The sequence below is a fragment of the Streptomyces sp. NPDC006430 genome, assembly GCF_040612395.1.
Lineage (GTDB): Bacteria > Actinomycetota > Actinomycetes > Streptomycetales > Streptomycetaceae > Streptomyces.
Window position 1 is genome coordinate 39,097 of the sequence record NZ_JBEXQA010000008.1, and the last position, 24,964, is coordinate 64,060.

The window sequence follows — 24,964 nt, forward strand, 5'->3', positions numbered from 1 at the left end:
ACCGGGGGTCAGACGTCGCGGCGGCCGACCACCGCGTACGAGCCGACCACCGCGGCCCCCGTCAGCAGGAGCAGCAGCGACAGATGGGCCCAGTTGCCCGGCAGGTCCGCGGAGTTGTCGTCCGGCAGGCCGAACAGCTGCATGAGGGCGACCGGGGCGTTGTACTGGAGCACCGTGCGGCCGAGCGGGGCCATGGTCTCCCACATGCTGAGCATCGCCCCTATCACCGGCGGCAGCGTGACCAGCCCCAGCATCACGGCGATCGCCCCGGCCGAGTGCCGCAGCATGGCGCCCATCGCCAGGCCGAGCACCCCGAGCAGGGTGACGTACACGCAACCGGCCAGTGCGTGCGCCCATTCGCCGGCGCCGTGCCGTCCGGCCGCCCCGCCGTCGTGGAGGATCTCGGAGGCCAGCCCGACCACCGCCACCGAACCGGTTGCGGTGAGGAAGGCGACGGTGGAGAAGACGAGGTACTTCGCGGTCAACACCCGGCCCCGGTCAGGGGCGGCGGTGAGGGTCGTACGGATGAGGCCGGTGCCGTACTCGGAGGTGATCGTCAGGACGCCCAACACCATCACGGGTACCTGACCCACCAGCAGCCCGAACAGGGCGGGAGCCGTGAGCGGTACGTCCTGGTAGTCGGAGGAGCGGGTCTCGGAGACGGCGAACAGCCCGATGCCGGCGACGAGCAGCACCAGTGAGCCGAGCGTCCACACGGTGGAGCGCACCGAGGTCAGCTTCGTCCACTCCGAGGCCAGTGCGTGCCCGAGGTGCGGCCGGGGCGTCGGGAGCGGCGAGCTGTAGCTCTTCGGCTGGTCCGCGGTGCTCGTGGGGCCGGTCATCGGGTGTCCTTGCGGGTGTCCGTGGGGGTGTTGCGGGCGGCGGCGAGGTCGCCGGGACTGCTGGGCATCAGGAAGGGCTGCCCGCCCGCCCCGGGCGGCGGGGGAGCGAAGAAGCCGTCCTGCGGAACCTCCGGGGTCGGGAGCTCGTCCTCCCAGGCGGGGACGCTCAGCGGCTCCGGCTCCCAGAGCTCGGCACGCGGGTCCTCGGTGGAGGTGTACTCGACGGAGGGCTGGGTCATCCGCATGTAGGCCTCCTCCAGCGAGGCCCGGTGCGGGGACAGCTCCCACAGCCGTACGCCGGCCCCGTGCGCGAGGTCGGAGATGCGGGGCAGCTCCAGGCCGGTCACGCGCAGTGCTCCGTCGGGCTCCTGGAGCACCCGGCCGCCCGCCTCGGTCAGGGCCGCACCCAGTGCATCCCGGCCATCTTGATCGTCCCCCGGACTTCGTCCGGGGGGACCCCCGGCGGCCGCGCGCACCCGCGCGAATCCGGCCGAGTTGTGCGCGATGAATTCCTGGGTGCCCATGTCGGCCAGCAGTCGCCCCCGGCCGATCACGATCAGGTGGTCGGCGGTCAACGCCATCTCGCTCATGAGGTGCGAGGAGACGAAGACGGTGCGGCCCTCGGAGGCGAGCTTGCGCATGAGGTTGCGGACCCACAGGATGCCCTCGGGGTCGAGCCCGTTGACCGGCTCGTCGAACAGCAGCACCTGGGGGTCGCCGAGCAGGGCGGCAGCGATGCCGAGCCGCTGGCCCATGCCGAGCGAGAAGCCCTTCGTGCGCTGCCGGGCGACGTCCTGGAGGCCGACCACGGCCAGTACCTCGTCCACCCGCCTCTCGGGGATGCCGGAGAGCTGGGCGACGGAGAGCAGGTGCTTGCGGGCCCGGCGGCCACCGTGCACGGCCTTGGCGTCGAGCAGTGCGCCGACGTGCCGCTGGGCGTTCGGAAGCTGTCGGAAGGGCTGGCCGTTGATCGTGACCCGGCCGGCAGTGGGCCGGTCCAGGCCGAGGATCATGCGCATGGTGGTGGACTTCCCCGAGCCGTTGGGCCCCAGGAATCCGGTCACGTGACCAGGCCTGACCTGGAAGGACAGCTGGTCGACGGCGGTCTTGGCGCCGTAGCGCTTGGTCAGGCCGACTGCCTCGATCATTGCTCTGCCCCTTGCCAGGACCGGACGGCTTTCGTCCGCGTAAGGGTTAAGAGGATATCGAGTCGCCTACGGTTCCATCCCCCACCGGATCCCTGAGCTAGCCCTGAGAGCGACCCGGGGATGACCCGTAGTACGGCGGACGTCCGTCATAGGACGGACGTCCGCTCCCGGACCTCCGTCAGGCGTCGCGCTTCTTCAGGACCAGGTAGCCCCCGAGCACGGCGGCGAGCGCCCACAGCGCCATGATCGCGAAGCCGCCCCACGGGCCGTAGGGCGTCTCGCCGCTGTCCATCGCCCCCGGGACCACCTGCATGATCTTGGAGCCTGCCTGGTCGGGGAAGTACTGCGCGACCTTCCGGGTGGCGCTGACCGCCCCGAGGATCGTCGAGACCAGGAAGAAGAACGGCATCAGGATGCCGAGGGACAGCATCGAACTGCGCAGGATCGTCGCCACGCCCATCGAGAACAGGGCGATCACCGCCATGTAGAGACCGGCGCCGACCACCGCGCGCAGGACGTTCGGCTCGTCGATGCCGATGCTGCGGTCGCCCAGGATGGCCTGTCCCAGGAAGAAGGACAGGAAGCTGGTCACGAGCCCCACGATCAGTGCGAGGCCGGTGGCCACGATGAGCTTGCCGGCCAGGAAACTGCCGCGACGGGGTACGGCGGCCAGCGAGGTGCGGATCATGCCCGAGCTGTACTCGGTGCCCACGACCAGTACACCGAAGACGATCATGGCGAGCTGACCGAGGGTCATGCCGGCGAAGCTGGCCAGGGTCGGGTCGAAGGTGAGCTGCTGCTCCTTCGGCATGTCCTGGAACGTGGCGTTGAAGACGGCGCACAGACCGGCGCTGACGCCGACCGTGACCACCAGGGCCGCGACCAGGGTCCAGCTGGTCGAGGCGACCGTACGGATCTTGGTCCACTCGGACCGGAGAACGGCGGGGAAGGAGGACATGGTCACTGCCCACCCTTGCGCGTCGCCTCGTAACCGGCGCCCCACGCAGGGGCGTCGGCCGGCCGGGCCGGGGTGTCGGCGTTCGTGCCGGGCCCGGGCAGCATGCCAGGGGCGCCCGGGGCGTGGGCGTGGTACTCGACGGAGTCCGCCGTCATGCGCATGAACGCTTCCTCCAGTGAAGCCCGTTGCGGGCTGAGTTCGTGCAGCACGATCTGGTGCTGGGCGGCCAGCTCGCCGAGCTGTTCGGCCGCCACCCCGTCGATCTCCAGGGCGCCTGTGGCCGGGACGCTGACGGCGTCGATCCCGGCTCCGTGCAGGACGTCCTTGAGTCGCTCCTGCTGCGGGGAGCGCAGCCGGACGTAGCTGCGCGAGTTCTTGTGAATGAAATCAGCCATAGACATATCGGCCAACAGCTTCCCCTGACCGATGACGATCAAATGGTCTGCGGTCAAGGCCATTTCGCTCATCAGGTGGGAGGAGACGAAGATCGTCCGCCCCTCCGCCGCTAGACCCTTCATCAGATTGCGGATCCAGAGAATTCCCTCCGGGTCCAGACCGTTGACGGGTTCGTCGAACATGAGGATCTCCGGGTCGCCCAGCAGGGCCGAGGCGATTCCCAGCCGCTGGCCCATGCCTAGCGAAAATCCTTTCGACTTCTTCTTCGCCACGGACGCCAGCCCGACGAGGTCCAGGACCTCGGAGACCCGGCTCTCCGGGATCCGGTTCGACTGGGCAAGGCAGAGAAGGTTGTTGTACGCGCTCCGGCCGCCGTGCATGGCTTTCGCGTCCAGCAGCGCCCCGATGTGCTTCAGCGGTTCCGGTAGGTCCCGGTAGTGCTTCCCGTCGATCCGGACCGTACCGCTGGTCGGGTTGTCGAGGTCGAGCATCATGCGCATGGTCGTCGACTTGCCCGCCCCGTTGGGGCCGAGGAAGCCGGTCACCACCCCCGGTCTGACCTGGAAGCTGAGGTGGTCCACGGCGGTCTTCGCGCCGAATCGTTTCGTGAGGCCCTCAAGCTCGATCATGCGCCTCACGCTAGAACGCCCGAGGGCCCCACGCCACCTCAAAAAGGTGACACGGGGCCCTCGGGCGCGACGTTTCTCTACCAGCGGGGAACCAGCGGGAAACCAGCGGGGCAACCGCCGGTCCACCGTCGGCCGTGCTAGCGGCTCTGCTGTGCCGGAACGCCGCGGGTGACCGGCTCGTCGTCGATCGGGGAACCGGCGGCGGCAACGGCCGCACCGGTCAGCGTCGCCAGCATCTCGCGGACGTTGGTCAGCTGGGCGTTGATGGAGTCGCGGCGGTTGGTGAGCGCCGCCAGCTCGCGCTCGGACTCGCTGCGGATGCGGTCCGCCTTGGCGTTGGCGTCGGCGACGATGTCCTCGGCCTGGCGCTGCGCGGTCTCCACGGTCTGGCGGGCCCGGCGCTCGGCGTCCGTGCGCAGCTTCTCGGCCTCCAGGCGCAGCTGCTCGGCGCGGTGCTCGATCTCCGCGAGGCGCTTCTCGGCCTTGGCCTGGCGCGAGGCGAGGTCGCGCTCGGACTGCTCGCGGCGCTTGGCCAGGTTGGTCTCGAAGTCCGCGGCGGCCTGCGCGGCCTTGGCGCGGGTCTCCTCGAACAGGGCGTCGGCCTCCTCGCGCTTGGAGGCGGCGTCCTTCTGGGCCTCGGAGCGCAGGGTGGCGGCGTCGCCCTTGGCCTTCTCGACGATGCGGACGCCCTCGTCCTCCGCCTTCGACTTGCGGTCGGCGGCGAACGACTCGGCGTCGTTGCGCACCTGCTGGGCGGCCGACTCGGCGAGCTCACGGTGCTGCTCGGCCGCGCGACGGGCCTCCTCGCGCAGGTCCTTCGCCTCCTCCTCGGCGAGCCGCAGGATCTTCTCGACTCGGGCGCCGAGGCCCGCGTACGACGGCTCGGCGTCGCTCACCTGGGCCTGGGCGTTCTGCGTCTCGAGGTGCAGCTCCTCGATCCGCTTTTCCAGAGAGTTGATACGTCCAAGGGCGCTGTCGCGGTCAGAGACCAGCTTGGTAATGCGGTCGTCCACCTGACCGCGGTCGTAACCACGCCGCACGAGCTCGAAGCCGAAGGGGGAGGAAGTGTCGCTCATGGGGTTCCTGTCGAATGAGACCGATGAGGTGCTACGTGAGGTGTTAGGGGAATCCTAGGCGCCCGAGCGGCGTGTCTTCGAGTCAATCCGCGATTGATCTGGACAATGAGACCCCTTTTGAGTGGCAAGGCGGCAGAATGCTTGTCACTCGTTCGCCTGAACCTTCATCAGGAACACACATCCCGCGCGCTGACTAGCCCTCCGACGTCTTGCCACCCGAACGAGTGGACCCCGCACCAGCTCCAGCCTTCACGCCCCCCGCGCCCTGGCCTCCGATCGCGGGCTTCGCGCCAACCGAAGGCGCCTCGAATGATTCCAACGCCTCAAGAACGTCCTGGACACGGGAGATCTCCGCCTGAATGTCCTCGCGCCTGCGCACCAGAACCTCCAGCTCACGGCGGCCTTCCTCGACGAGCCGCGCCGCCTCCGCCTCCGCCTGTGCGAGGGCGTTCTCGGCCGCCCGGGTCAGCTCGGCCTTCTTCTGCTCGGCCTCCTTGAGGAGCGCCTCCGCCTTGCGCACCGCCGCGATGCGGACCTTGCTCGCCTCGCTGCTCGCGTCCGACACCAGCGCCTTGGCCTTCGCCTCGGCCGCGGCGCTCTGCTCGGTCGCCGCCCGCACCAGCTTGTCCACCCGCTCGCCGGCCGACTTCATCTGCTCGGCGGACTCCCTGCGGGCCCGCTCGTGCAGCTCCTCGACCTCGCCCTCAACCCGGGACCGCAGCTCTTCCGCCCGCTCCCTTATGGCCGCGGCGTCCGAACGCGCACCGACCAGCAGCTCGTTCGCGTCCGTACGGGCCTTCTCGACCAGGGAGTTGCCCTCGACGGTCGCCTCCGAGGAGATCCGCGAGGCCTCCTTGCGGGCTGCGTCGACCATCGCGTCGGCCTGCTCCTCGGCCGCCGTCGTGGCGGCCAGGGCCTGCGCCTGCGCATCGGCGGTGAGCCTGTCCGCTTCCGCCGCCGCCTCGGTGATGAGTCGGTCCACCTGCTCCGCAGCCTCACTGCGCCGCTTGTTGGCCTCCTCGCGGGCCTCGTCCAGCAGCCGCTCGGACTCCTTGCGGGCCTCGGTACGGGTCCGCTCCGCCTCGGTCGCCGCCCGCGCCTTGACCCGCTCGGCCTCCGACCGGGTACGGGCCGCGTGCTCCTGCGCCGAAGCGAGGGCCTCCGAGGCCTCCGCCCGCAGCCGCTCGGCCTCGGCCTGCGCCTCGCCGACCGTACGCTCGTTGTCCTTGCGGGTCTGCTCGGTGAGCTTGTCCGCCTCGGACGCGGCCTCGGTGATGAGCCGGTCCACCTGCTCGGCGGCCTCGCTGCGCAGCCGGCCCGCCTCCGTGCGCGCCTCGTTGAGCGTCTGCTCGGACTCGCGCTCGGCGCTCGCGAGCGTCTCGTTCGCCGCGACCGTGACCCGGTCCGCCTCCGCGGTGGCCTCACCGATGATCCGGCCGCCCTCCGCACGGGCGTCGTCCAGGGCCTGCGCCGCCTCGGCCCGCAGCCGTTCGGCCTCCGCCGCGGCCTCGCCGACCGTGGCCTCGTTCGCCGCGCGCGTCTCCTCGACCAGCCGGTCGCCCTCGTTGCGGGCGTCGACCAGGACCCGCGCCGCGTCCCGCTCGGCCGCGGCCATCGTGTCCGCCGCCTGCTGGGTGAGCCGTTCGGCCTTCGCCGTCGCCTCGCTGAGAGTGGCCTCGTTCGCCGCGCGCGTCTCCTCGGTGAGCCGCTCCGCCTCGGACACGGCTTCGGTGACGAGCCGGTCCGCCTGCTCCGCGGCCTCGGTGCGCAGCCGGTTGGCCTCCGCCCGGGCCTCGTCCAGCGTGCCCGCCGCCTCGATCCGGGTGGCCTCCGCCACCTCGGACGCGTCGACGGTGATCCGCTCCGCCTCCGCGAGGGCCTCGATCCGGGTGGCCTCGTTCGCCGCGCGCGTCTCCTCGGTGAGCCGCTCCGCCTCTGCCGTCGCCTCGGCGACGATCCGGCCGCCCTCGGCGCGCGAGGACTCCAGGGACTCCGCCGCCTCGCCGCGGATCCGGTTCGCGTCCGCACGGGCGTCGGCCCGGGTCCGGGCCGCGTCGCGCTCGGCCGCGGCCAGCGCGTCCGTAGCCTCCGTACGCACCCGCTGCGCGTACTCGGCGGTGTCGCTGCGCAGCTGCTCCGCCTCGGCGATCGCATCGCCGACCGTACGCTCGGCCAGCGCCTTCGCCGCGTCCGTCTCGGCCCGCGCCTCGCTGCGGATCCGGTTGGCGTCCTCGGTGGCCCGCTCCCGCTCCTCGTAGGCGTCCTTGCGGACCCGGGAGGCCTCCTCCTCCGCTTCCGTCTTCGTGCGCTCCGCCGCGTGCTCCGCGGCGCTGCGCAGCCCGGTGATCTCCTCCTCGGCCTGCTCGTGCAGACCGGCCACGGAGTCCCGAACCTGCTGGGCGGTGGCCTCGGCCGCCGACACCAGCTCCGCGGCGCGCCGCTCCGCCTCCTCGGTCAGGCGGGCCGCCTCGGCCTGCGCCTCCTCGGAGCGCCTGCGGGCCGCGGCCAGCAGTTCTTCGCTCTGCTCGCGGGCCTGGGCCCGCTCGTTCTCCGCCTCCGTCCGGGCCGACGCCAAGGTCTGCTCGGACTCCCGGCGGCGCCGGGCGGCCTCCTCCTGCGCGGCGGCCAGCGCTTCGGCGGCCTCCTCGGCGACCCGCTCGGCGGCGGCCTTGGCCTCCGCCCGCAGCCGGTCCGCGGTCTCCTTCGCCTCGGAGCGCACCCGCTCCGCCTCGGACTCCGCCTCGCTGCGCAGCCGTACGGCGACCTGCTCGGCCTCCGCCCGCACCCGGCCGGCGTCCTGTGCCGCGTCCGTGCGCAGCTGGTCGGCCTCCGCCTCCGCCTGCGCCTGGAGGCTGCGGATCCGCTCCGCCGCCTCGGCCCGCAGCCGGTCGGCCTCTTCGGTGGTCTCCCGACGGATGTTCTCCGCCGCCCCGCGGGCGTCGCGCAACGTCTGCTCGGCCGTGCCCAGTCGGCCCTCGGCCTCCGTGTGCAGGCGTACGAGCTCGTCCTCGGCCTCCGCCCGCTTCACGGCCAGCGACTGCTCGAGCTCCTCGCGCCGTGCCCGGGCCGTCGCGTCGGCCTCGGCCCGTACGGCCTCGGCCTGCTCCTCGGCCTCGGCGCGCAGCCGCTCCGCCTCGGTGCGGGTCCGCTCCAGGGTCTCCTCGGCCTGCTTGCGCAGCGTGGTGGCCCGCTCAACGGCCTCGGCACGGACCCGCTCGCTCTCGGCGGTCGCCCCGCCGCGCAGCTCGTCCGCGTCCGCCTTGGCCTTGCCGAGCAGCTCCTCGGCGGTCCGGGCCGCCTCCTCGATCTGCTGGACCGCCTCGCGGCGCGCCTCGCCGCGGATCCGCTCGCCCTCGGCGACGGCCTCGGCGCGCAGCTGCTCGGCCTCGCCGCGCAGCCGCCTGGCCTCTTCCTGGAGTTCGACGGTGCGGGCCCGGTACTCCTCGGTGTCGTCCTTCGCGGCGCCCTTGAGCTCCGCGGCCGTGGCCGCCGCCTGGGCACGCAGCCGCTCCGCCTCGGACTCGGCCTCGCGGCGGATCCGCTCGGCCTCCTCGGACGCGGCGCGGGTGGTGGCCCGCGCGTCCTCCGAGGCCTTGTTCAGTACGTCTTCGGCGGTACGGGCGGCCTTCGCCAGCTGGGCGGCCGTGTCCTCGGCCGCCGCCGCGCGGGCTTGCTCCGCGGCCTCCGCGCGCAGCCGCTCGACGCCGGCGCGGGCATCGGCGAGGGTCTGCTCGGCCTCCGCCTTGAGGACCTCGGCCTCCTTGGTGGCCTCGCCGACGAGCCGGGCCACCTGCTCCTTCGCGGTCCGGGTGCGCTGCTCGTTGATGGACTCCGCCGAGGCGAGCTGCCGGGCGGCGCTCTCCTTGGCGTCCGCGAGGAGCTTTTCGGCCTCGGCGCGGGCCTGGCGCAGCGCGCCGTCGGCCTCCTGGGCCCGCTGTTCGGCCACCCGGCCGAGGTCCAGGGTCTGCTGGCGGGTCTGCTCGGCCTCGGCGGTGGTGGTCGTACGCAGCCGCTCGGCGTGCTCGGTGGCCTCCTGGGCCTGCGTGGAGGCGGCGGTCAGCAGCCGCTCGGCCTCCTTGCGCGCCCGCAGCAGGGTGGCCTCGGCCTCGGCGCGCGCGGCTTCCGCATCGGCGGCCAGTCGGCGCCGGGTCTCCTCGGCGACCCGGGCGGCCTCGGCGCGGGCGGCGTTCAGGGACTGCTCGGCCTCGGCACGGGACTCGTCCATGAGCCGGCGGGCCTGGGACTCCGTGCGGGCGCGCAGCTGCTCGGCCCACGCGACGTTCTCGTTGACGTGTGCCTCGACGGTCTGGCGGCGCTCGTTGAGCTCCTGGTCCAGCCGCTGGCGGCGGTTGACGGCCTCGGCGTGCAGCTCGGCCTGGAGGCGCGCCTGGTGTTCGGCGTGCTCCTGAAGGATGCGTTGGGTCTGCGCCCGGGCGTCGCGCAGTTCGCGCTCGGCGTCCGAGCGCATCTGGTCGGCCTGGATCTGGGCGTTGCGGAGCAGCTGCTCCGCCTGGTAGCCCATGTCCGCGCTGTCGTAGGCAGGACGGGACGCCAGGGCCCGGCGCACCTCGTGGAGCTTGGCCCGCAGCACTTCGACCTGGTAGCCCAGGTCCTCGGCGTGCTGGACGGCCTTCCCGCGCTCCTTCTTCAGCCGTTCCATCTCGGCTTCGAAGCGCGAGAGATGGTCGGCTTCAGCCTGATGGCTCTCCTGGCTTTCGTAGCCCCGCACAGCGCGGTCCCATCCGTCCCCTGGTCGCAAGCTCACTCCCAATTGAGCATCGCTCGCCCGCTGAACGACGCCCCCGGGGGAATGGTGTCAGATACCGGGGCAGGGGTCACAGGCCCCGACCCCGTTTCCGCACCGAACCCCGGCCGAGCCATGGCCACTCTACCGGCCGGGGAATCGGGCCATCAGTGGTCCGCCAGTGGTCCGTCAGTGGTCGGGGTTGGAGGTGACCAGTTCGGTGAGGACTCCGTGGCAGTCCTTGGGGTGCAGGAACGTGATCGAGGAGCCCATCGAGCCGGTACGGGGCTGATCGTAGAGGACCCGGACGCCCTTGCCGCGGATGGCCTCGGAGTCGCCCCGGACGTCCTCGGTGCCGAAGGCGATGTGGTGCACGCCCTCGCCGTTCTTGGCCAGCCACTTGCCCACCGCGGAGTCCTCGCGGGTGGGTTCCAGGAGCTGGAGGTACGAGGCCCCGCCGTCGGAGGTCTCGTTGATCTTGAGCATGGCCTCGCGGACCCCCTGCTCCTCGTTGACTTCGGTGTGGAACACCTCGAAGCCGTACGTGGCACGGTAGAACTCGACGGTCTTGTCCAGGTCGAAGCAGGCGATCCCGATGTGGTCGATTCTTGTCAGCATGGGACCAGTGCACAGCTGAGGAGGCCCGTCACGCAACGTGCCAGCGATCACACCGACTGCCCGGTGACGGCGCGGGTACTGCTCAGTACATTCAGGTAAACCCTCGTTCACTCCTCATCCTCAAGGGGCTGTGCTCCATGTCCGGAACGAACAACACCACGTCAGTGATCGTCGCCGGGGCCCGCACCCCCATGGGGCGGCTGCTCGGTTCGCTGAAGTCCTTCTCGGGCGCCGACCTCGGCGGCTTCGCCATCAAGTCCGCACTGGAGCGGGCCGGTATCTCCGGCGACCAGGTCCAGTACGTGATCATGGGCCAGGTGCTGCAGGCCGGTGCGGGCCAGATTCCTGCCCGCCAGGCGGCGGTCAAGGGCGGCATCCCCATGAACGTGCCCGCCCTCACCGTCAACAAGGTGTGCCTCTCGGGCCTGGACGCGATCGCGCTCGCCGACCAGCTCATCCGTGCCGGTGAGTTCGACATCGTGGTCGCGGGCGGTCAGGAGTCCATGACCAACGCCCCGCACCTGCTGTCGAAGTCCCGCGAGGGCTACAAGTTCGGCGCCGTCGAGATGCTCGACGCGATGGCGTACGACGGCCTGACGGACCCCTTCGAGAAGATCGCGATGGGCGAGTCCACGGAGAAGCACAACGCCCGCCTCGGCATCGAGCGCGCTCCGCAGGACGAGTTCGCCGCCACCTCGCACCAGCGGGCCGCGGCCGCGCAGAAGAACGGCATCTTCGAGGCCGAGATCACCCCGGTCGAGATCCCGCAGCGCAAGGGCGACCCGGTGATCTTCTCGCAGGACGAGGGCATCCGCCCGGAGACCACGGCGGAGTCCCTCGGCAAGCTGCGTCCGGCCTTCGCGAAGGACGGCACGATCACCGCCGGCACCTCCTCCCAGATCAGCGACGGCGCCGCTGCCGTGGTCGTGATGAGCAAGGCCAAGGCCGAGGAACTGGGCCTGGACTGGATCGCCGAGATCGGCGCTCACGGCAATGTGGCCGGCCCGGACAACTCCCTCCAGTCGCAGCCGTCGAACGCGATCCTGCACGCCTTGAAGAAGGAGGGCCTCCAGGTCGCCGACCTGGACCTCATCGAGATCAACGAGGCCTTCGCGGCGGTCGCCGTGCAGTCAATGAAGGACCTGGGCGTGACCCCGGAAAGGGTGAACGTCAACGGTGGCGCGATCGCCCTGGGCCACCCGATCGGCATGTCCGGCGCCCGTGTGGTGCTGCACCTGGCACTGGAGCTGAAGCGCCGGGGCGGCGGGGTCGGCGCGGCTGCACTGTGCGGTGGCGGCGGCCAGGGCGACGCCCTGATCGTCCGGGTCCCGAAGAAGTAGGCCTGCGGACCGGTATCCCGAGCCGTACCCGGGTCGTACCGGTGCCGTACCCGAAGCCGTATCCGTAGCGAGAACCAAGGAGCGCAGCACGTATGACGGTGGACGTCCCCCAGCTGGTGGCCCAGGCGCGTGAGGGCAGGCCGAGAGCAGTGGCCCGGCTGATCTCGCTGGTCGAGGGGGCGTCCCCGCAGCTGCGCGAGGTGATGGCGGCCCTGGCCCCGCTGACGGGCGGGGCGTACGTGGTGGGCCTCACGGGGTCCCCGGGCGTGGGCAAGTCCACGTCGACCTCGGCGCTGGTCACCGCGTACCGCAAGGCGGGCAAGCGGGTCGGCGTCCTCGCCGTCGACCCGTCCTCACCGTTCTCCGGCGGTGCGCTGCTCGGCGACCGGGTGCGGATGTCGGACCACGCCTCCGATCCGGGGGTCTACATCCGCTCCATGGCCACCCGCGGTCACCTGGGGGGCCTGGCCTGGGCCGCCCCGCAGGCGATCCGGGTGCTCGACGCGGCCGGCTGCGAGGTCATCCTCGTGGAGACCGTCGGGGTCGGGCAGTCGGAGGTGGAGATCGCCTCGCAGGCCGACACCTCCGTCGTGCTGCTGGCTCCCGGCATGGGCGACGGGATCCAGGCCGCCAAGGCGGGAATCCTGGAGATCGGCGACGTGTACGTGGTGAACAAGGCGGACCGGGACGGTGCGGATGCGACGGCCCGCGAGCTGAACCACATGCTGGGCCTGGGGGAGTCCCGGGGCGCGGGCGACTGGCGGCCACCGATCGTCAAGACGGTCGCGGCGCGCGGCCAGGGCATCGACGAGCTGGTCGAGGCCCTGGAGAAGCACCGGGCGTGGATGGACGAGCGCGGGGTGCTGGCCGAGCGCCGTACGGCACGGGCCGCGCGCGAGGTGGAGACCATCGCCGTGACGGCCCTACGGGCCCGGATGGCGGACGTGCACGGGGACGCCCACCTCGACGCCCTGGCGGCTCGGGTCGCGCTCGGCGAGCTGGACCCGTACGCCGCCGCGGACACCCTGCTGGCGACGCTGACGGAGGCCTGAGGAGCCCGTACGCGAGAGCCGCGCCCCTCGTGCGGGGCGCGGCTCTCGCGTACGCGTGGCGGACCGGTCAGGCGTTGGGACGCTTGCCGTGGTTCGCCTTCTTCTTCTTGCGTGCTCGCTTCTTGTTGCCGCGCTTGGCCATGACGCCACTCCCTCGAAGATCGGGGTAATCCGGGCGCTCGCCAGTCTAGGGTCGCCCGATCCGGTCCGCATCAGATCCCGCGGATCGGTCGGTGTCAGCCCTTGCCGCGCTGGTCGCGCAGGTGGCTGGCCACCGGTTCCAGCGAGGCGCGCAGCGCCGCCAGGGCCTCCGGCGGCAGCAGGTCGATGAAATGCCGGCGGACGGACGCCACGTGGTGCGGGGCGACCTTCCGCATGAGCTCCATGCCCTCGTCCGTCAGGACGGCGTACAGCCCTCGGCGGTCGGACTCGCAGTTCACGCGGACGACCAGGCCGGCCGTCTCCATACGGGTGATCTGGTGGGACAGCCGGCTCTTGGACTGGAGCGTCGACGTCGCGAGGTCGCTCATCCGCATCCGGTGGTCCTCGGACTCCGAGAGGTTCACGAGGATCTCGTAGTCGTTGTTGGTGAGCCCGAAGGGCTGGAGATCCTTTTCCAGCTGATGCATCAGCAGTCGGCTGACGTCCAGATGGGTGCGCCAGGTGCACTGCTCGGCGTCGGTGAGCCAACGCGTGGCCGTCTCGGTCTCCATGGTCTCCATGAATGAACTCTACCTAAGAAGTTGAATTACGTACAAAAACGGGAAGGTTGAAGATCAGAGTCCCAGGCGCCGCTGGAGATCACCCAGCTGTCCCGGCATCCGCGGGACACCGAGCTGACCCAGCGGACCCTGCCCCCCGCCGTACCCGGCGCCGGGTACGCCCGCCGATTCCGCCGCCCCCACGGCGCCGACCGCCTGTTCCGCCATCAATACCTCCGACGACTGCAGCAGTACCGTGCCGGCTCCGACGAACTCGAACTGATGTTCCTCGCCGGAGCTACCGCCGATGCCGGTCAGCGAGCGGAGTCCACCGATGACCCCCGACATGTAACCGTGGTCGTAGTGGTGGCACGGGGACGGACAGTCCGCCCAGCCCACCAACGCCTGCGGGTCCACGCGCAGCGGCGGCTCCATGAACACCACCGGTCCGTTGGACGCCGCCACGAACTTCCCCGTTCCAATCAGGGTCAGGAACCCCGGAACGATCGACTGCTTGAGGGCGAGCGAGGGCTGGTAGGCCAGCAGGTTGCCCGACCGGATGGTCAGGTTTCCATTGTCCAGGTCGTACGAGTTCACGTCGAAGGCACGGTCGGCCAGCAGCATCTTGCCCTGCCCCTCGGCCACCACCCAGTCACTGGCGTGCAGCGGCGAGTGGAAGCTCGTGCGCAGCAGCCGGTCGAAGCGGCCGTTGCCGACCCCGTTGAACTCGATGCGCCCGTAGTACGCGATCATCTTGCCCTTTTGCAGGAACCACTGGCTGCCCTTGAGCTCCACACAGAAGGTGTACGCGTTGACGTTGTCGTCGGAGGGCAGGGTGTACGGGTCGAAGACCGTCGGACCGCCCGGCCCTCCGGTCACGGGGCCAAAGTTCACAGCTTCTCCTCCGAGGCCTGCACGTACACGGCGCCCTGGCCCGACAGCTCCAGCTGGAACGCCTCGCCCGAGCCGCGCCCCACCATGTCGCGCCAGCCGAGCGCGGTGGAGAGCTTGTTCCTGACGTCCCCGTGGTGGGCCACGTACGCCTGCGGATCGACGTGGACCGGCCGGTTCGGGGTGATGGGGAGTTCGATGACCCCGCCGTGGGCCATCACGGCGACCGAGCCGTGACCCTTGAGGGTGGTGGTGAACAGGCCCTGACCCGTCACCTGGCCGCGCACCATGCCCATGACACCGCCTTGTGCGCCCATGAACATCGTGCCCTGCTGAAGGGTGCCGTCGAAGGCGAGCAGTCGGTCCGCTTCGACGTACAGGGTGTCGCCGGTCAGGCCGATCACCTGGATGTGGTGGCCGCCGTGGCCGAACATCACGGTGCCGCTGCCCTCGACCGTCATCAGCGGGGTCTGCTCGTTCGCCACCCGGCGCCCGATCATGCCCATCACCCCGCCCTGACCGCCCGTCAGGCTCGGGGTGAAGGAGACCTCGCCGCGGTACGCGAGCATCGCGCCGCGCTGGCTGTACAACTTCTGCCCCGGGATCACCTGGGCCTCGACCATCTTCGAGTTGATCTCGCGGAACGGCATCAGATGTCGCCCCCGATGGTGTTGCGCTCACTGGGTTGCACGTAGACGAGGCCCTCGCCCTCGAAGCGGATCTGGAACGCCTCGCCCGAGCCCTCGCCGATCAGGGTGCGGAAGGTGACGCCCGACTGGAAGGACTGCTGGAGGTTGCCGGTGTGCGCGATGTACGCCCCCGGGTCGACGGACAGCGGGTACTGGGCGCTGACGCGCAGCACCACCGCCGGGCCGTCGGACATGATCGCCGCCTGGCCCGAGCCCTCGACGGTGGTGGTGAACAGGCCGTTGCCCGTCGCCCCGCCGCGCAGGCCGGTGAAGCTGGTGCCGGTGCGCAGACCGGCATCGGTGCACAGCAGGTTGCTGGACTCCACGTACAGCTTCTCGCCGCGCAGATTGACCAGATTGATCTCGCTCGCGCGGTCGGCGAAGAAGCAGGTGCCGTGCCCCTGCACTTCCATCACGGTCATCTGCTCACCGGTCAGCCGCCGGGTCACCATGCCGCGCAGGCCTTCGCCACCGCCGGTCATCTTCTTGAAGGTCATCTGGCCGTCGTACGCAACCATGGAGCCGTTCTTCGCTTTCACGGCGTCCCCGGTCAGATCGACGGCGAGCACCTTGCTGCCTTGGAGTCGGAACTGAGCCACGGGATGACGTTATCGGCAGCCGGCGAAGGCGAACAGGGCCCTTGGCCGATATCCGGCGACTGCCGCATCTCGCGGACCCCCGGTCAAGATCCCGCAAAGCGACTGAGACACTGGGACGGCCCCCAGGCCACCACCCCGAAGGTTCACCGTGGACATCAAGACCGCTTCCGCCCTGCACCGGCTGCGCCTCGTCTCCGTACCGGAGGCCCTGTCGTTCCCGGCCCTGCTGATCTTCGGCTCGCTGCTGAGCCGGATCTCCGACGTCGACTACCTCATGATGCCGCTGGGCATCCTGCACGGGATCCTGTTCGTGATCTACGGGATCTTCCTGCTGGACGTGTGGAACAAGGCGAAGTGGCCCGTCAAGAGGGTCGCCCTGTTCTTCCTGTTCGCAGTGGTGCCGTTCGGCGGCCTGTACGGCGACAAGCTCCTCAAGCGCGAGGAGGCCGACAGCGTGGTGGCCGCCCGCGCACGGCGCGAGGCGGCGAACGCCGCCTGACCGTCGCTCGGGCCGGGGTCGCTGCGGGCGGTATCACCTGAACTCCGCCCGCCGGCGAGCCGGGTTGCGGGGCGGGCCGGCGGGCCCCATCGTCGTACGGGCCTTCGGCCGGTTCGCGGCACTCGGCAGCGCCTCCCGCTTCCTCCTCCCCGGCCCGGGTGACGCGTGCGCCCCGTTCCGGCGGGCCGGGGCCGTACCCCCGCCGGTCTCCTGGCGGGGAGCGGCGGCGCCCGAACGGCCCTGTCCTCCGCCCCGGATGCAGAACCCCCCTCTCGGTCGAATCCCGTTCGACATGCCTGCGGTTTGTCACCTTTTGTAGTGATAGCAAACCTCGGGGACCGAGCACTGGAGGGGCCGTGCGGCCGGATGGCTTCGACTACGAGACCCACAGCCTCCTCGCCGGTCCGTTCGCGGAGCCGGACCCCACCGCCTACCGGGTGAGCTACCGCTCGCTGCTGACCCGCGAGCAGCTCCGCGCACGCATACGTGCCGTGGTGCTCATGACGCTGGCCCCCCTCGCCGCCGCCGGACTGCTGCTCTACCTCGTCTGGCCCAGCCACTGGACCGTCCGGGAGGGCGGTGACCGCTGGCTCGTCCGCTTCGATGCCGTGATGCTGGTGTCGATCGCACTCATCATGTTGTTCACGCTGGTCAACGTCGTGTCGGTGACCCATGCGACCCTGGCCGCCCGCGACCCGGTACCCGTACCGCCCGAACCCGGCACCAAGGTCGCCTTCCTGACGACGTACGTCCCCGGCAAGGAGTCGCTCGCCATGGTGCGGGACACCCTCCAAGGGGCGGTCGCCCTCCGGCACGACGGGCCGCTCGACGTCTGGTTGCTGGACGAGGGGGACGACCCCGGGGCCAGGGCCCTGTGCGCGGAGCTCGGCGTAAGGCACTTCACCCGCAAGGGCATAGCCGGCTGGAACACCCGCAAGGGCGCCCACCAGGAGAGGACCAAGCACGGCAACTACAACGCCTGGCTGGTCGCGCACGGCGACGACTACGAGTTCTTCGCCTCCGTCGACACCGACCACGTGCCACTGCCGAACTTCCTGGAGCGGATGCTCGGCTTCTTCCGCGATCCGGACGTCGCCTTCGTCGTGGGACCGCAGGTGTACGGCAACTACACCGCATCCGTCACCAAGGCCGCGGAATCGCAGCAGTACCTCTTCCACGCGCTGATCCAGCGCGCGGGCAACCGCTACGGCGCGCCCATGTTCGTCGGCACCAACAACGCCGTGCGGATCAGCGCCCTCCGGCAGGTCGGCGGACTGTACGACTCCCTCACGGAGGACATGGCCACCGGCTTCGAGCTGCACCGCCACCGCAATCCCCGTACCGGACGGTTCTGGAGGTCGGTCTACACCCCCGACGTGCTCGCCGTCGGGGAGGGGCCGGCCTCGTGGACCGACTTCTTCACGCAGCAGCTGCGCTGGTCGAGGGGGACGTACGAGACCCTCCTCACGCAATACTGGAAGAGCTTCTTCCGGATGCCGCCGGGGCGCTGGCTCAACTACACGCTGATGCTCGTCTACTACCCGATGACCGCCGTGAACTGGCTGCTCGGGGCCCTCAGCTGCGTCCTGTTCCTGTGGCTGGGCGCCTCCGGCACCCAGGTGTCGTCCGAGGTGTGGCTCATGCTCTACACCGACACGGCCGCACTCCAGGTGGGCCTGTACCTGTGGAACCGCAGGCACAACGTCTCCCCCCACGAGCCCGCCGGTTCCGGCGGCCTGGCCGGCATGGCGATGTCCGCGATCTGCGCGCCCATCTACCTCAAGTCGCTCGGCTCGGCCCTGCTGCGCACCCGGGGCCGCTTCGTCGTCACCCCCAAGGGCGGTGAGGCCAGCCCCGACCGGTTGATGACCTTCCGGATCCACCTCCTGTGGGCCGCCGCCCTGGTGCTGTCCCTGGCGGCCTCGGTCCGCCTCGGCCACACGCACGCGGCGATGCGCACCTGGGCGGTGTTCACCCTGCTCGTCGCCCTGGCGCCGGTGGCCTCATGGGGGTGGAACCTGCTGTGCGAGCGCCGCGCCCTGGCCCGTGCTGGCGCCTTGGACACCGGGCGCGTCCACGGGCCGGGCGAAGAGCCGGAGCCGGCGTTCGCCACGACGACAGGAGGGAGCTGACCCATGGCGTACCGGCCTTCGAAGCAGTTCAAGAACACCGCCCTGGGCACCGGCGCCGTCGTGGCGCTGGCGGCGCTCAACGCACCCGCCGCGCTGACCTTCGTCCAGCAGCGGTACCACGCCTACACGATCGGGCAGTCCAGCTACAAGCTCCGGTACGGGTCGTGGGGACTGGTCGGCATCCCCGAGGAGTACCGGATCAACGCCGTGCACGCCGCACTGCTGCACACGGGCAAGGTGCTGCTGATCGCCGGCTCCGGCAACAACCAGAAGAAGTTCGACAAGGGCACCTTCGACACCATCCTGTGGGACCCGAAGGACAACAGCTTCAAGAAGGTCCCCACCCCCGAGGACTTCTTCTGCTCGGGCCACAGCCAACTGCCCGACGGACGGCTGCTGGTGGCCGGCGGGACCGCCCGGTACGAGGTCCTCGACGGGAAGGTCACCCGCGCGGGCGGCGGCATGCGGGTCAAGAACGAGAGTCCCGACAAGGTGGTCACGCTGAAGAAAGGGACCCGGTTCCGGTCCCCTTCCGGGGTCGAGTACGTGTCGAAGTTCGACGTCACCGTCCCGAAGGCGCAGCGCGAGTTCGAGATCACGTACGGGCGCGACGGGCACGTGAAGCCCTGGCGGACCAAGGTGGTCGCCGCCGAGGCGCGGGTCTTCGTCGAAGCGGTGAAGACGGGCGCCGAAGGCCTGACGACCGAAGCCGCCCAGTACCAGGTGGTCGGGCTCAAGGGGAAGGACGCGCAGAACACCTACGGGCTCGCGGAGCGCCTGAGCATCGACAAGCAGGACTTCCAGGGCATCAAGGCGGCCTACGAGTTCGACCCGAAGGCGGAGAAGTACGTCCCCGTCGACCCGATGAAGGACGCCCGCTGGTACCCGACGCTGGTGACGCTCCAGGACGGGCGGGTGCTCGCGGTCTCCGGGCTCAACGACCTGGGCGACGTGCTCCCCGGCGACAACGAGTACTACGACCCGAAGACGAAGAAGTGGACGAAGGGCCCCTTCCGCTATTTCCCGACCTACCCCGCGCTCTTCCTCACCCAGGGCGGCAAACTGCTCTACACCGGGTCCAACGCGGGCTACGGACCCAAGGACAAGGGGCGCGAACCGGGCGTGTGGGACCTGAAGACCAACACGTTCGCCACGGTGAAGGGGCTGGTCGACCCGGACCAACTGGAGACCTCGTCCTCGGTCATGCTGGCGCCGGCACAGGACCAGAAGGTAATGGTGCTGGGCGGCGGCGGGGTCGGCGAGTCGAAACTGTCCTCCAGCCGGACGGCCATCGTGGACCTGAAGGAGGACAACCCGGTCTTCCGCTCCTCCGCGCGACTCCCGCACGGAACCCGGTACCTGAACAGCGTGCTGCTCCCGGACGACTCGGTCTTCACCACCGGCGGCTCCCGCGACTACCGGGGGCGGGGCGCCAGCGACATCCACAAGGCGCAGTTCTACTACCCGCACACCGACTCCTTCGTCGCCGCGGCCGATCCGTCGGTGAGCCGCAACTACCACTCCGAGGCGCTGCTGCTGCCCGACGGGCGGGTGGCGACCTTCGGTTCCGACCCGCTCTTCGCGGACAAGGACAACACCCGGCTCGGGAAGTTCGAGCACCGGCTGGAGGTGTACCGGCCGCCGTACCTGTACCGCGACCCGGCGCGGCGTCCGGTCCTGGGGGCCGGGCCGCAGGAGGTCGGCCCGGACGGGCGGGCCACCTTCGAGGCGGCGCACCCCGAGCGGATCCAGCGGGCCCGGCTGATGCGGCCGAGCGCGGTCACGCACACCACGGACGTGGAGCAGCGGTCGATCGAGCTCGGTCTGTCCAAGACCGCCCACTCGGTCACGGTCGACGTGCCGCAGGACCCGACGCTGGTGCCGCCGGGCTGGTACATGCTGTTCGTGACGGATGCGGAGGGGACGCCCTCGGTCGCGAAGTGGCTCCAGGTGCGCGCTCCGAAGCCCGCGCCGGCTCAGGAACCGCAGGGCTAAGCGGGCTATTCCTTGGCGCGGCGGGCCAGGCCGAGCGCGTAGTCCGGCCACCACGTGCCCGCCCCCGGGCCGCCGCGGCAGGGGCCGTCGGACTCGCCGGGTCGTTTGATCCAGAGGTACGCGTCGACGAGCGGGTCTCCGGTCCGGTCGGTCGGCGGGACACCGAGGGCGCGGCCCGGCGGATTGCACCAGGCCTGTTGGCCGTCGCCCGGCAGCGGGCCCTCGCCGTTGCGGCTGGTGTCGATGACGAAGTGCTTGCCGTGGGTGGCCTTGGAGATCCGGGCGCCGTACGCGCGGCCGGCCGCGTCGGGCTGGAAGTTGGAGACGTTGAGGGAGAAGCCGTCAGCGCGGTCGAGCCCGGCCTTGTAGAGGGGCTCGACGAGCTTGAGGGGGTCCGGGATCCAGGCCGGGTTGCCGGCGTCCACGTAGACCTTGGTGTGCGGGTTCTTCTTGAGCCGGACGACGGCCTCCGAGAGGAGGCGGAAGCGTTCGTCGTGGCGGTCGGCCCGGGTGCAGCCGTCCACGACGTGCGGGACGGCGTCCGGTTCCAGGACGACCACGGCCTTGGCATCGCCGATGCCGTCGGCGAAGGCGCCGATCCAGTTCCGGTAGGACGTGGCGTCGCCCGCCCCGCCGGCCGAGTGCTGGCCGCAGTCGCGGTACGGGATGTTGTACGCGGTGAGCACCAGGGTCCGGCCGGCTGCCTTGGCGCTCTTCGCGGCCCGGCGGATCCCGGGGCCGGGATCGTCGCCCGCTCCCCACAGGGCCATGGGTCGTTCGGAGATCCGGCGCAGCACGTGGGCGTCGCCGTTGCGGCCCTGGGCCTCCCAGGCGGCGACCTGTCGGGCGGCGTCGCTCTGCGGGTCCACCCAGAACGGGGAATCCACGGGCGGGGCCTGTCCCGGGGCGTCTGCCGGCGCGTACGGCGGGGCGGATTCCGCAGCGGGTTCCTGGCTGATGCAGGCGGGCGCCGCGGCGAGCAGCAGTGCGAGGCCGACGGGGCAGAGGAGGGCGGCGAGGGGTCTGGGGCGGGGGCGGCCTGGCATCCGGCTTCCTCGGGACGAAGGGTCGGTTCGCGGAGCGTACGGACCGGGCCATCGTGACATAACGGTCGAGGCGGCCGGTCGTGCGACACCGCGGGTGCCTCCGCCCGGGGCGGTGCAGGGCGGTTACGCCGGCGACGGCCGGGCACCCGTCGCCAGGGCGATGGCGAGCGGGGTGCGTTCGTAGAGGACCTGGTGGCCGTGGCGGGCCGAGATCAGCAGGCCCGCCCCGTGCAGGGCCTTCAAGTGCGCCGAGACCGTGGCGGGCGCCAGACCCAGGCGGTGGGCCAGTGCGGTCGTGGAGGCCGGCTCGTCCAGCGCGCACAGCACGTCCGCCCGGCCCCGACCCAGCAGCCGCGCCAGCGCCCGGGGAGCCGGGCCCGCGGACGCCGTCCACAGCGCGCCGATGCCCCGCGCCGGGTAGATCAGCGTGGGCTGCCAGGGCGGGTCGTACCCCCCGACCACCTCGGGCCACACGAAGGCGCTCGGCATGAGGAGCAGGCCCTGCCCGTCCAAGGAGCGGTCGTGGTGGTTCGGCCGCTGGATGGTGAGCGTGCCGTCCGACCACCCCAGGTCCGGGTGGAGGCCGTCGAACAGCGCCTCCAGCCCGCCGGCCGCGAGCCGCCGCGAGTGGAACAGGACGTCCGCCTCCAGCAGCCCCCGTAGCCGGGGCCAGTGCGGGGCGATCAGCGCGGCCCAGGCCTGCTCGTACAGATCGGCCAACTCGCTTACCGCGCGCGCCGGATCGGCCAGCATCCGCCGCCCGAGCCCGCTCTCCGCGGCGCCCGGGGTGCACACGAGGGCCCGCCGCAGGTCCTCCCTGAGGGCCTGGGGGTCGGCGTCGGTGGCGGACCGTACCCGCGCCAACTCCTCCTCGAAGGTGACGGAGGGTCCGACCGGCGGCGGGCTGAGGAAGTCCGGGTTGTGGCCGGCGCGAGGCATCAGCAGCCACAAGGGCCGCAGGTCCAACTCGTCGGCGGCGGACCTGATCTGCCGCAGCCACGGCAGGTGGTACGCCTGCCGGTGCGGCCACAGCAGGGTCCGCACCGCTTCCTGCGTCTCCCAGCGGGGTGAGATCGAGAACCGGCAGCGGAGCAGGTCGCTCGGCCCGAAACGGAAGTGGAAAGCCATCGTCCCCCTGTCGCGACGTGTGGTGACGCGCCCGCCGGCCCGGCCTCGGGCCCGTGGTCTTGGGCCCATGGCCTGGGCCCGGCACACCGGTCCGGCACACCGGTCCGGGGCGCCGGTCCGAGGCCCGGTCCGGGGCGCCGGTGATTCGGCCTCAGACGAATCACTGTCCCCTTCACGGTAGCCCGCGCAGGGTCTGGGCATGGCAACCGTCCACCCGCCCACGTCACCGAACGCCGCCCCCGCCGGCGGCTACCGCTCCGTCTTCAGGACCCGGGAGTTCCGGCCCGTGTTCGCCGCCCACCTGATGTCCGTCCTCGGCATCGTCGTCGCCGAGATCGCCCTCACCGTCCTCGTCTTCCGCGCGACCGGTTCGCCCCTGATGAGCGCGCTCACCTTCGCGCTGGGCTTCCTCCCGTACGCCCTCGGCGGCACCCTCCTCGCCCCGATCGCCGACCGACGGCCCGCCCGCCGGGTCCTCGTCGGGTGCGACCTCGTCTGCGCCGCGTGCGCGGCGGCCATGGTCCTGCCGGCCACCCCGGTCGCCGGGCTCCTCGCCCTGCGCTGCGCCATGGCGTTCGTCGCACCGCTGTTCCAGGGCACGCGCAACGCCTCCCTCGCCGACGTCCTGGGCCCGGGGGACGCCTTCGTCCTCGGGCGCTCGCTGATGCGCATGGTGGCCCAGAGCGCCCAGCTCATCGGCTTCGGCCTCGGCGGGCTGCTGCTCACCGTCCTCGCCCCGCGCGCGGCCATCGCGCTGACCGCCGCCGGGTTCCTATGCTCGGCTCTGCTCCTGCGGTTCGGCACCCGGGCCCGGCCGGCCCGCGCTGCCGCCGCCCGCACCTCCCCGCTCGCCGGTCTGCGCGCCGTGCTGGGCGACCGCCGGCTGCGCGCGCTCACCCTGCTGTTCTGGCTGCCGCCCGTCTTCGTGATCGCCCCCGAGGCCCTGCTCGCCCCGTACGCCGACGGCATCGGCGCCGGCACCGCCGCGCTGGGGGTCATGATGTGCGCGCTGCCCGTCGGCACCATCGTGGGTGAACTGTGGGCCGGCTCGGCGCTCAGTGCCCGTACCCGCTCCCGGCTGGTGGCGCCGCTCGCGACCGTCGGAATGCTGCCGCTGCTCGCGTACGCCGCCCGGCCCGGGGTGGTGGTGGTCCTCGCCGCCCTGCTGCTCGCCGGCCTGGCGCACGCGTACACCCTCGGCCTCGACCAGTGGTACGTCGACGCCGTGCCGGAGGGGCTGCGAGGTCGGGCGATGACCCTGTTGAGCACGGGCCTGATGACCCTCCAGGGCGTCGGCATGGTCCTGGCCGGGCTCGCCGCCGAACTCTGGCCGGTGCACGTGGTCGTCACCGGCGCGGCAGTGCTCGGTACAGGGGTGGTGCTGCTCCTGCTCGCCGAACTGCGGGCCGCCACCTCGAAGACCGGTGGACCGAAGAATGAGACGGGGCTCACCCTCAAATGACCGCCCGGTAGGGTCTGACGCGTGTCCAAGTCGCTCAGCCTCCCCTTCGATCCCATCGCCCGGGCCGACGAGCTCTGGCAGCGCCGCTGGGGGCCGGTGCCCTCGATGGCCGCCATCACCTCGATCATGCGCGCGCACCAGATCCTCCTCGGCGAGGTCGACGCGGTGGTCAAGCCGTACGGGCTGACGTTCGCGCGGTACGAGGCGCTGGTCCTGCTCACCTTCTCCAAGGCCGGTGAGCTGCCGATGTCGAAGATCGGCGAGCGGTTGATGGTCCACCCGACGTCGGTGACGAACACGGTGGACCGGCTGGCGAAGTCCGGGCTGGTCGCCAAGCGACCGAACCCGAACGACGGACGCGGCACGCTCGCGTCCATCACGGACAAGGGTCGCGAGGTCGTCGAGGCGGCGACGAAGGACCTGATGGCGATCGATTTCGGGCTCGGCGCTTACGACGCGGAGGAGTGCCAGGAGATCTTCGCGCTGCTGCGCCCCCTGCGGGTGGCCGCGCGGGACTTCGAGGAGGCCTGAGCGGTCCGGCTGAGCAGCTCCGCCCGCCCGGCTCTGCCGTCACCGGGCGGAGGACCGCTCCCCGTGTTCGCGGGCGCATTTCGTCCGGTTACGCTCGTGGGCATGAAACGAAGCGTGCTGACCCGCTACCGGGTGATGGCCTATGTCACTGCAGTGATGCTGCTGGTGCTGTGCACCTGCATGGTGTTCAAGTACGGCTTCGATCAGGGCGCCGATCTGACCCTCGTGGTGTCGCAGGCCCACGGCGTGCTCTTCATGATCTACCTGGTCTTCGCCCTCGACCTGAGCTCCAAGGCCAAGTGGCCCTTCGGCAAGATGCTGTGGATCATGCTCAGCGGAACGATTCCGTTGGCCGCCTTCTTCGTGGAGCGCAAGGTCCGCGCCGAGGTCGAGCCGTTGCTCGTCGACGCTCCGGCCACCGTGAACGCCTAGAGAAACACCGGAGCGCGGCACCCCGGGGAGGACTCCCCGGGGTTTCCCATCGACAT

21 protein-coding genes are annotated in these 24,964 nt (G+C 71.2%); 8 read left to right on the plus strand and 13 right to left on the minus strand.

Annotated elements, in window-relative coordinates; genetic code table 11:
- Window positions 1-8: 8 nt before the first annotated feature.
- From ABZZ20_RS14555 to mce, 7 genes are all read right to left on the minus strand, one after another.
- Window positions 9-842 (minus strand): ABC transporter permease, encoded by an 834-nt coding sequence (locus ABZZ20_RS14555; protein WP_356869752.1) that lies wholly within the window; start codon window positions 840-842, stop codon window positions 9-11.
- Window positions 839-1,990 (minus strand): ABC transporter ATP-binding protein, encoded by a 1,152-nt coding sequence (locus ABZZ20_RS14560; RefSeq protein ID WP_356869753.1) that lies wholly within the window; start codon window positions 1,988-1,990, stop codon window positions 839-841. The genes ABZZ20_RS14555 and ABZZ20_RS14560 overlap by 4 nt, the downstream gene beginning before the upstream one ends.
- Before the next feature lie 178 nt (window positions 1,991-2,168).
- Window positions 2,169-2,948 carry an ABC transporter permease subunit gene (locus ABZZ20_RS14565; RefSeq protein WP_356869919.1) on the minus strand — a complete coding sequence of 260 codons (780 nt, stop codon included), beginning with the start codon at window positions 2,946-2,948 and terminating at the stop codon, window positions 2,169-2,171.
- Between the two features lie 2 nt (window positions 2,949-2,950).
- Window positions 2,951-3,973, minus strand: coding sequence for an ABC transporter ATP-binding protein (locus ABZZ20_RS14570; RefSeq protein WP_356869754.1), 1,023 nt, complete (start codon window positions 3,971-3,973; stop codon window positions 2,951-2,953).
- Between the two features lie 137 nt (window positions 3,974-4,110).
- Window positions 4,111-5,049, minus strand: a complete 939-nt coding sequence (locus ABZZ20_RS14575; RefSeq protein WP_356869755.1) for a cellulose-binding protein — start codon at window positions 5,047-5,049, stop codon at window positions 4,111-4,113.
- 193 nt (window positions 5,050-5,242) lie between these two features.
- Window positions 5,243-9,778, minus strand: coding sequence for a polarized growth protein Scy (scy, locus tag ABZZ20_RS14580; protein ID WP_356869756.1), 4,536 nt, complete (start codon window positions 9,776-9,778; stop codon window positions 5,243-5,245).
- A 204-nt stretch (window positions 9,779-9,982) separates the two neighbouring features.
- Window positions 9,983-10,411: a methylmalonyl-CoA epimerase gene (gene mce / locus ABZZ20_RS14585; protein ID WP_030857195.1), complete on the minus strand. Its 429-nt coding sequence runs from the start codon at window positions 10,409-10,411 to the stop codon at window positions 9,983-9,985.
- 137 nt (window positions 10,412-10,548) lie between these two features.
- Here mce and ABZZ20_RS14590 point away from each other — a divergent pair, with 137 nt between their 5' ends.
- A complete protein-coding gene (locus ABZZ20_RS14590) occupies window positions 10,549-11,751 on the plus strand; it encodes an acetyl-CoA C-acetyltransferase (RefSeq protein ID WP_356869757.1) in 1,203 nt (400 codons plus the stop codon).
- A gap of 92 nt (window positions 11,752-11,843) precedes the next feature.
- A complete protein-coding gene (meaB, locus tag ABZZ20_RS14595; protein WP_356869758.1) occupies window positions 11,844-12,803 on the plus strand; it encodes a methylmalonyl Co-A mutase-associated GTPase MeaB in 960 nt (319 codons plus the stop codon).
- Between the two features lie 236 nt (window positions 12,804-13,039).
- Here the strand turns inward: meaB and ABZZ20_RS14600 are convergent, their stop codons facing one another.
- The 4 genes from ABZZ20_RS14600 to ABZZ20_RS14615 all read right to left on the minus strand — a co-directional run bounded on the left by ABZZ20_RS14600 (window position 13,040) and on the right by ABZZ20_RS14615 (window position 15,683).
- Window positions 13,040-13,516 (minus strand): MarR family transcriptional regulator, encoded by a 477-nt coding sequence (locus ABZZ20_RS14600; protein WP_356869920.1) that lies wholly within the window; start codon window positions 13,514-13,516, stop codon window positions 13,040-13,042.
- A gap of 63 nt (window positions 13,517-13,579) precedes the next feature.
- Window positions 13,580-14,398 carry an AIM24 family protein gene (locus ABZZ20_RS14605; protein WP_356869759.1) on the minus strand — a complete coding sequence of 273 codons (819 nt, stop codon included), beginning with the start codon at window positions 14,396-14,398 and terminating at the stop codon, window positions 13,580-13,582.
- Window positions 14,395-15,045 carry an AIM24 family protein gene (locus ABZZ20_RS14610; RefSeq protein WP_356869760.1) on the minus strand — a complete coding sequence of 217 codons (651 nt, stop codon included), beginning with the start codon at window positions 15,043-15,045 and terminating at the stop codon, window positions 14,395-14,397. Before ABZZ20_RS14610 ends, ABZZ20_RS14605 begins: the two co-directional genes overlap by 4 nt.
- Entirely contained in the window at window positions 15,045-15,683 is a 639-nt protein-coding gene (locus ABZZ20_RS14615; protein WP_356869761.1) for an AIM24 family protein, read from the minus strand. The genes ABZZ20_RS14610 and ABZZ20_RS14615 overlap by 1 nt, the downstream gene beginning before the upstream one ends.
- 148 nt (window positions 15,684-15,831) lie before the next feature.
- Here ABZZ20_RS14615 and ABZZ20_RS14620 point away from each other — a divergent pair, with 148 nt between their 5' ends.
- The 3 genes from ABZZ20_RS14620 to ABZZ20_RS14630 all read left to right on the plus strand — a co-directional run bounded on the left by ABZZ20_RS14620 (window position 15,832) and on the right by ABZZ20_RS14630 (window position 20,309).
- Window positions 15,832-16,182 carry a DUF3817 domain-containing protein gene (locus tag ABZZ20_RS14620; protein ID WP_356869762.1) on the plus strand — a complete coding sequence of 117 codons (351 nt, stop codon included), beginning with the start codon at window positions 15,832-15,834 and terminating at the stop codon, window positions 16,180-16,182.
- 356 nt (window positions 16,183-16,538) lie between these two features.
- A complete protein-coding gene (locus ABZZ20_RS14625) occupies window positions 16,539-18,314 on the plus strand; it encodes a cellulose synthase catalytic subunit (RefSeq protein WP_356869763.1) in 1,776 nt (591 codons plus the stop codon).
- A gap of 3 nt (window positions 18,315-18,317) precedes the next feature.
- Window positions 18,318-20,309, plus strand: coding sequence for a kelch motif-containing protein (locus ABZZ20_RS14630; protein ID WP_356869764.1), 1,992 nt, complete (start codon window positions 18,318-18,320; stop codon window positions 20,307-20,309).
- A 5-nt stretch (window positions 20,310-20,314) separates the two neighbouring features.
- Here ABZZ20_RS14630 and ABZZ20_RS14635 read toward each other — a convergent pair whose 3' ends face one another.
- Both ABZZ20_RS14635 and ABZZ20_RS14640 read right to left on the minus strand, forming a co-directional pair.
- Window positions 20,315-21,355: a glycoside hydrolase family 6 protein gene (locus tag ABZZ20_RS14635; protein ID WP_356869765.1), complete on the minus strand. Its 1,041-nt coding sequence runs from the start codon at window positions 21,353-21,355 to the stop codon at window positions 20,315-20,317.
- A 123-nt stretch (window positions 21,356-21,478) separates the two neighbouring features.
- Window positions 21,479-22,483 carry a DUF5937 family protein gene (locus tag ABZZ20_RS14640; RefSeq protein WP_356869766.1) on the minus strand — a complete coding sequence of 335 codons (1,005 nt, stop codon included), beginning with the start codon at window positions 22,481-22,483 and terminating at the stop codon, window positions 21,479-21,481.
- Between the two features lie 199 nt (window positions 22,484-22,682).
- On the opposite strand from ABZZ20_RS14640, the gene ABZZ20_RS14645 reads away from it, so the two are divergent.
- The 3 genes from ABZZ20_RS14645 to ABZZ20_RS14655 all read left to right on the plus strand — a co-directional run bounded on the left by ABZZ20_RS14645 (window position 22,683) and on the right by ABZZ20_RS14655 (window position 24,908).
- Window positions 22,683-23,945, plus strand: a complete 1,263-nt coding sequence (locus tag ABZZ20_RS14645; RefSeq protein ID WP_356869767.1) for an MFS transporter — start codon at window positions 22,683-22,685, stop codon at window positions 23,943-23,945.
- A gap of 21 nt (window positions 23,946-23,966) precedes the next feature.
- Window positions 23,967-24,476 carry a MarR family transcriptional regulator gene (locus tag ABZZ20_RS14650; protein WP_356869768.1) on the plus strand — a complete coding sequence of 170 codons (510 nt, stop codon included), beginning with the start codon at window positions 23,967-23,969 and terminating at the stop codon, window positions 24,474-24,476.
- 102 nt (window positions 24,477-24,578) lie between these two features.
- Window positions 24,579-24,908 carry a DUF3817 domain-containing protein gene (locus ABZZ20_RS14655; protein ID WP_356869769.1) on the plus strand — a complete coding sequence of 110 codons (330 nt, stop codon included), beginning with the start codon at window positions 24,579-24,581 and terminating at the stop codon, window positions 24,906-24,908.
- Window positions 24,909-24,964: the final 56 nt, after the last annotated feature.

What these genes read in the sequence shown, in the direction of transcription:
- meaB (WP_356869758.1), top strand. Translation starts at nt 11,844, where the DNA reads ATGACGGTGGACGTCCCCCAGCTGGTGGCCCAGGCGCGTGAGGGCAGG.
- ABZZ20_RS14575 (WP_356869755.1), bottom strand. Translation starts at nt 5,049, where the DNA reads ATGAGCGACACTTCCTCCCCCTTCGGCTTCGAGCTCGTGCGGCGTGGT.
- ABZZ20_RS14555 (WP_356869752.1), bottom strand. Translation starts at nt 842, where the DNA reads ATGACCGGCCCCACGAGCACCGCGGACCAGCCGAAGAGCTACAGCTCG.
- ABZZ20_RS14560 (WP_356869753.1), bottom strand. Translation starts at nt 1,990, where the DNA reads ATGATCGAGGCAGTCGGCCTGACCAAGCGCTACGGCGCCAAGACCGCC.
- ABZZ20_RS14600 (WP_356869920.1), bottom strand. Translation starts at nt 13,516, where the DNA reads ATGGAGACCGAGACGGCCACGCGTTGGCTCACCGACGCCGAGCAGTGC.
- ABZZ20_RS14610 (WP_356869760.1), bottom strand. Translation starts at nt 15,045, where the DNA reads ATGCCGTTCCGCGAGATCAACTCGAAGATGGTCGAGGCCCAGGTGATC.
- ABZZ20_RS14655 (WP_356869769.1), top strand. Translation starts at nt 24,579, where the DNA reads ATGAAACGAAGCGTGCTGACCCGCTACCGGGTGATGGCCTATGTCACT.
- ABZZ20_RS14570 (WP_356869754.1), bottom strand. Translation starts at nt 3,973, where the DNA reads ATGATCGAGCTTGAGGGCCTCACGAAACGATTCGGCGCGAAGACCGCC.
- ABZZ20_RS14640 (WP_356869766.1), bottom strand. Translation starts at nt 22,483, where the DNA reads ATGGCTTTCCACTTCCGTTTCGGGCCGAGCGACCTGCTCCGCTGCCGG.
- mce (WP_030857195.1), bottom strand. Translation starts at nt 10,411, where the DNA reads ATGCTGACAAGAATCGACCACATCGGGATCGCCTGCTTCGACCTGGAC.
- ABZZ20_RS14645 (WP_356869767.1), top strand. Translation starts at nt 22,683, where the DNA reads ATGGCAACCGTCCACCCGCCCACGTCACCGAACGCCGCCCCCGCCGGC.
- ABZZ20_RS14635 (WP_356869765.1), bottom strand. Translation starts at nt 21,355, where the DNA reads ATGCCAGGCCGCCCCCGCCCCAGACCCCTCGCCGCCCTCCTCTGCCCC.
- ABZZ20_RS14630 (WP_356869764.1), top strand. Translation starts at nt 18,318, where the DNA reads ATGGCGTACCGGCCTTCGAAGCAGTTCAAGAACACCGCCCTGGGCACC.
- ABZZ20_RS14590 (WP_356869757.1), top strand. Translation starts at nt 10,549, where the DNA reads ATGTCCGGAACGAACAACACCACGTCAGTGATCGTCGCCGGGGCCCGC.
- ABZZ20_RS14565 (WP_356869919.1), bottom strand. Translation starts at nt 2,948, where the DNA reads ATGTCCTCCTTCCCCGCCGTTCTCCGGTCCGAGTGGACCAAGATCCGT.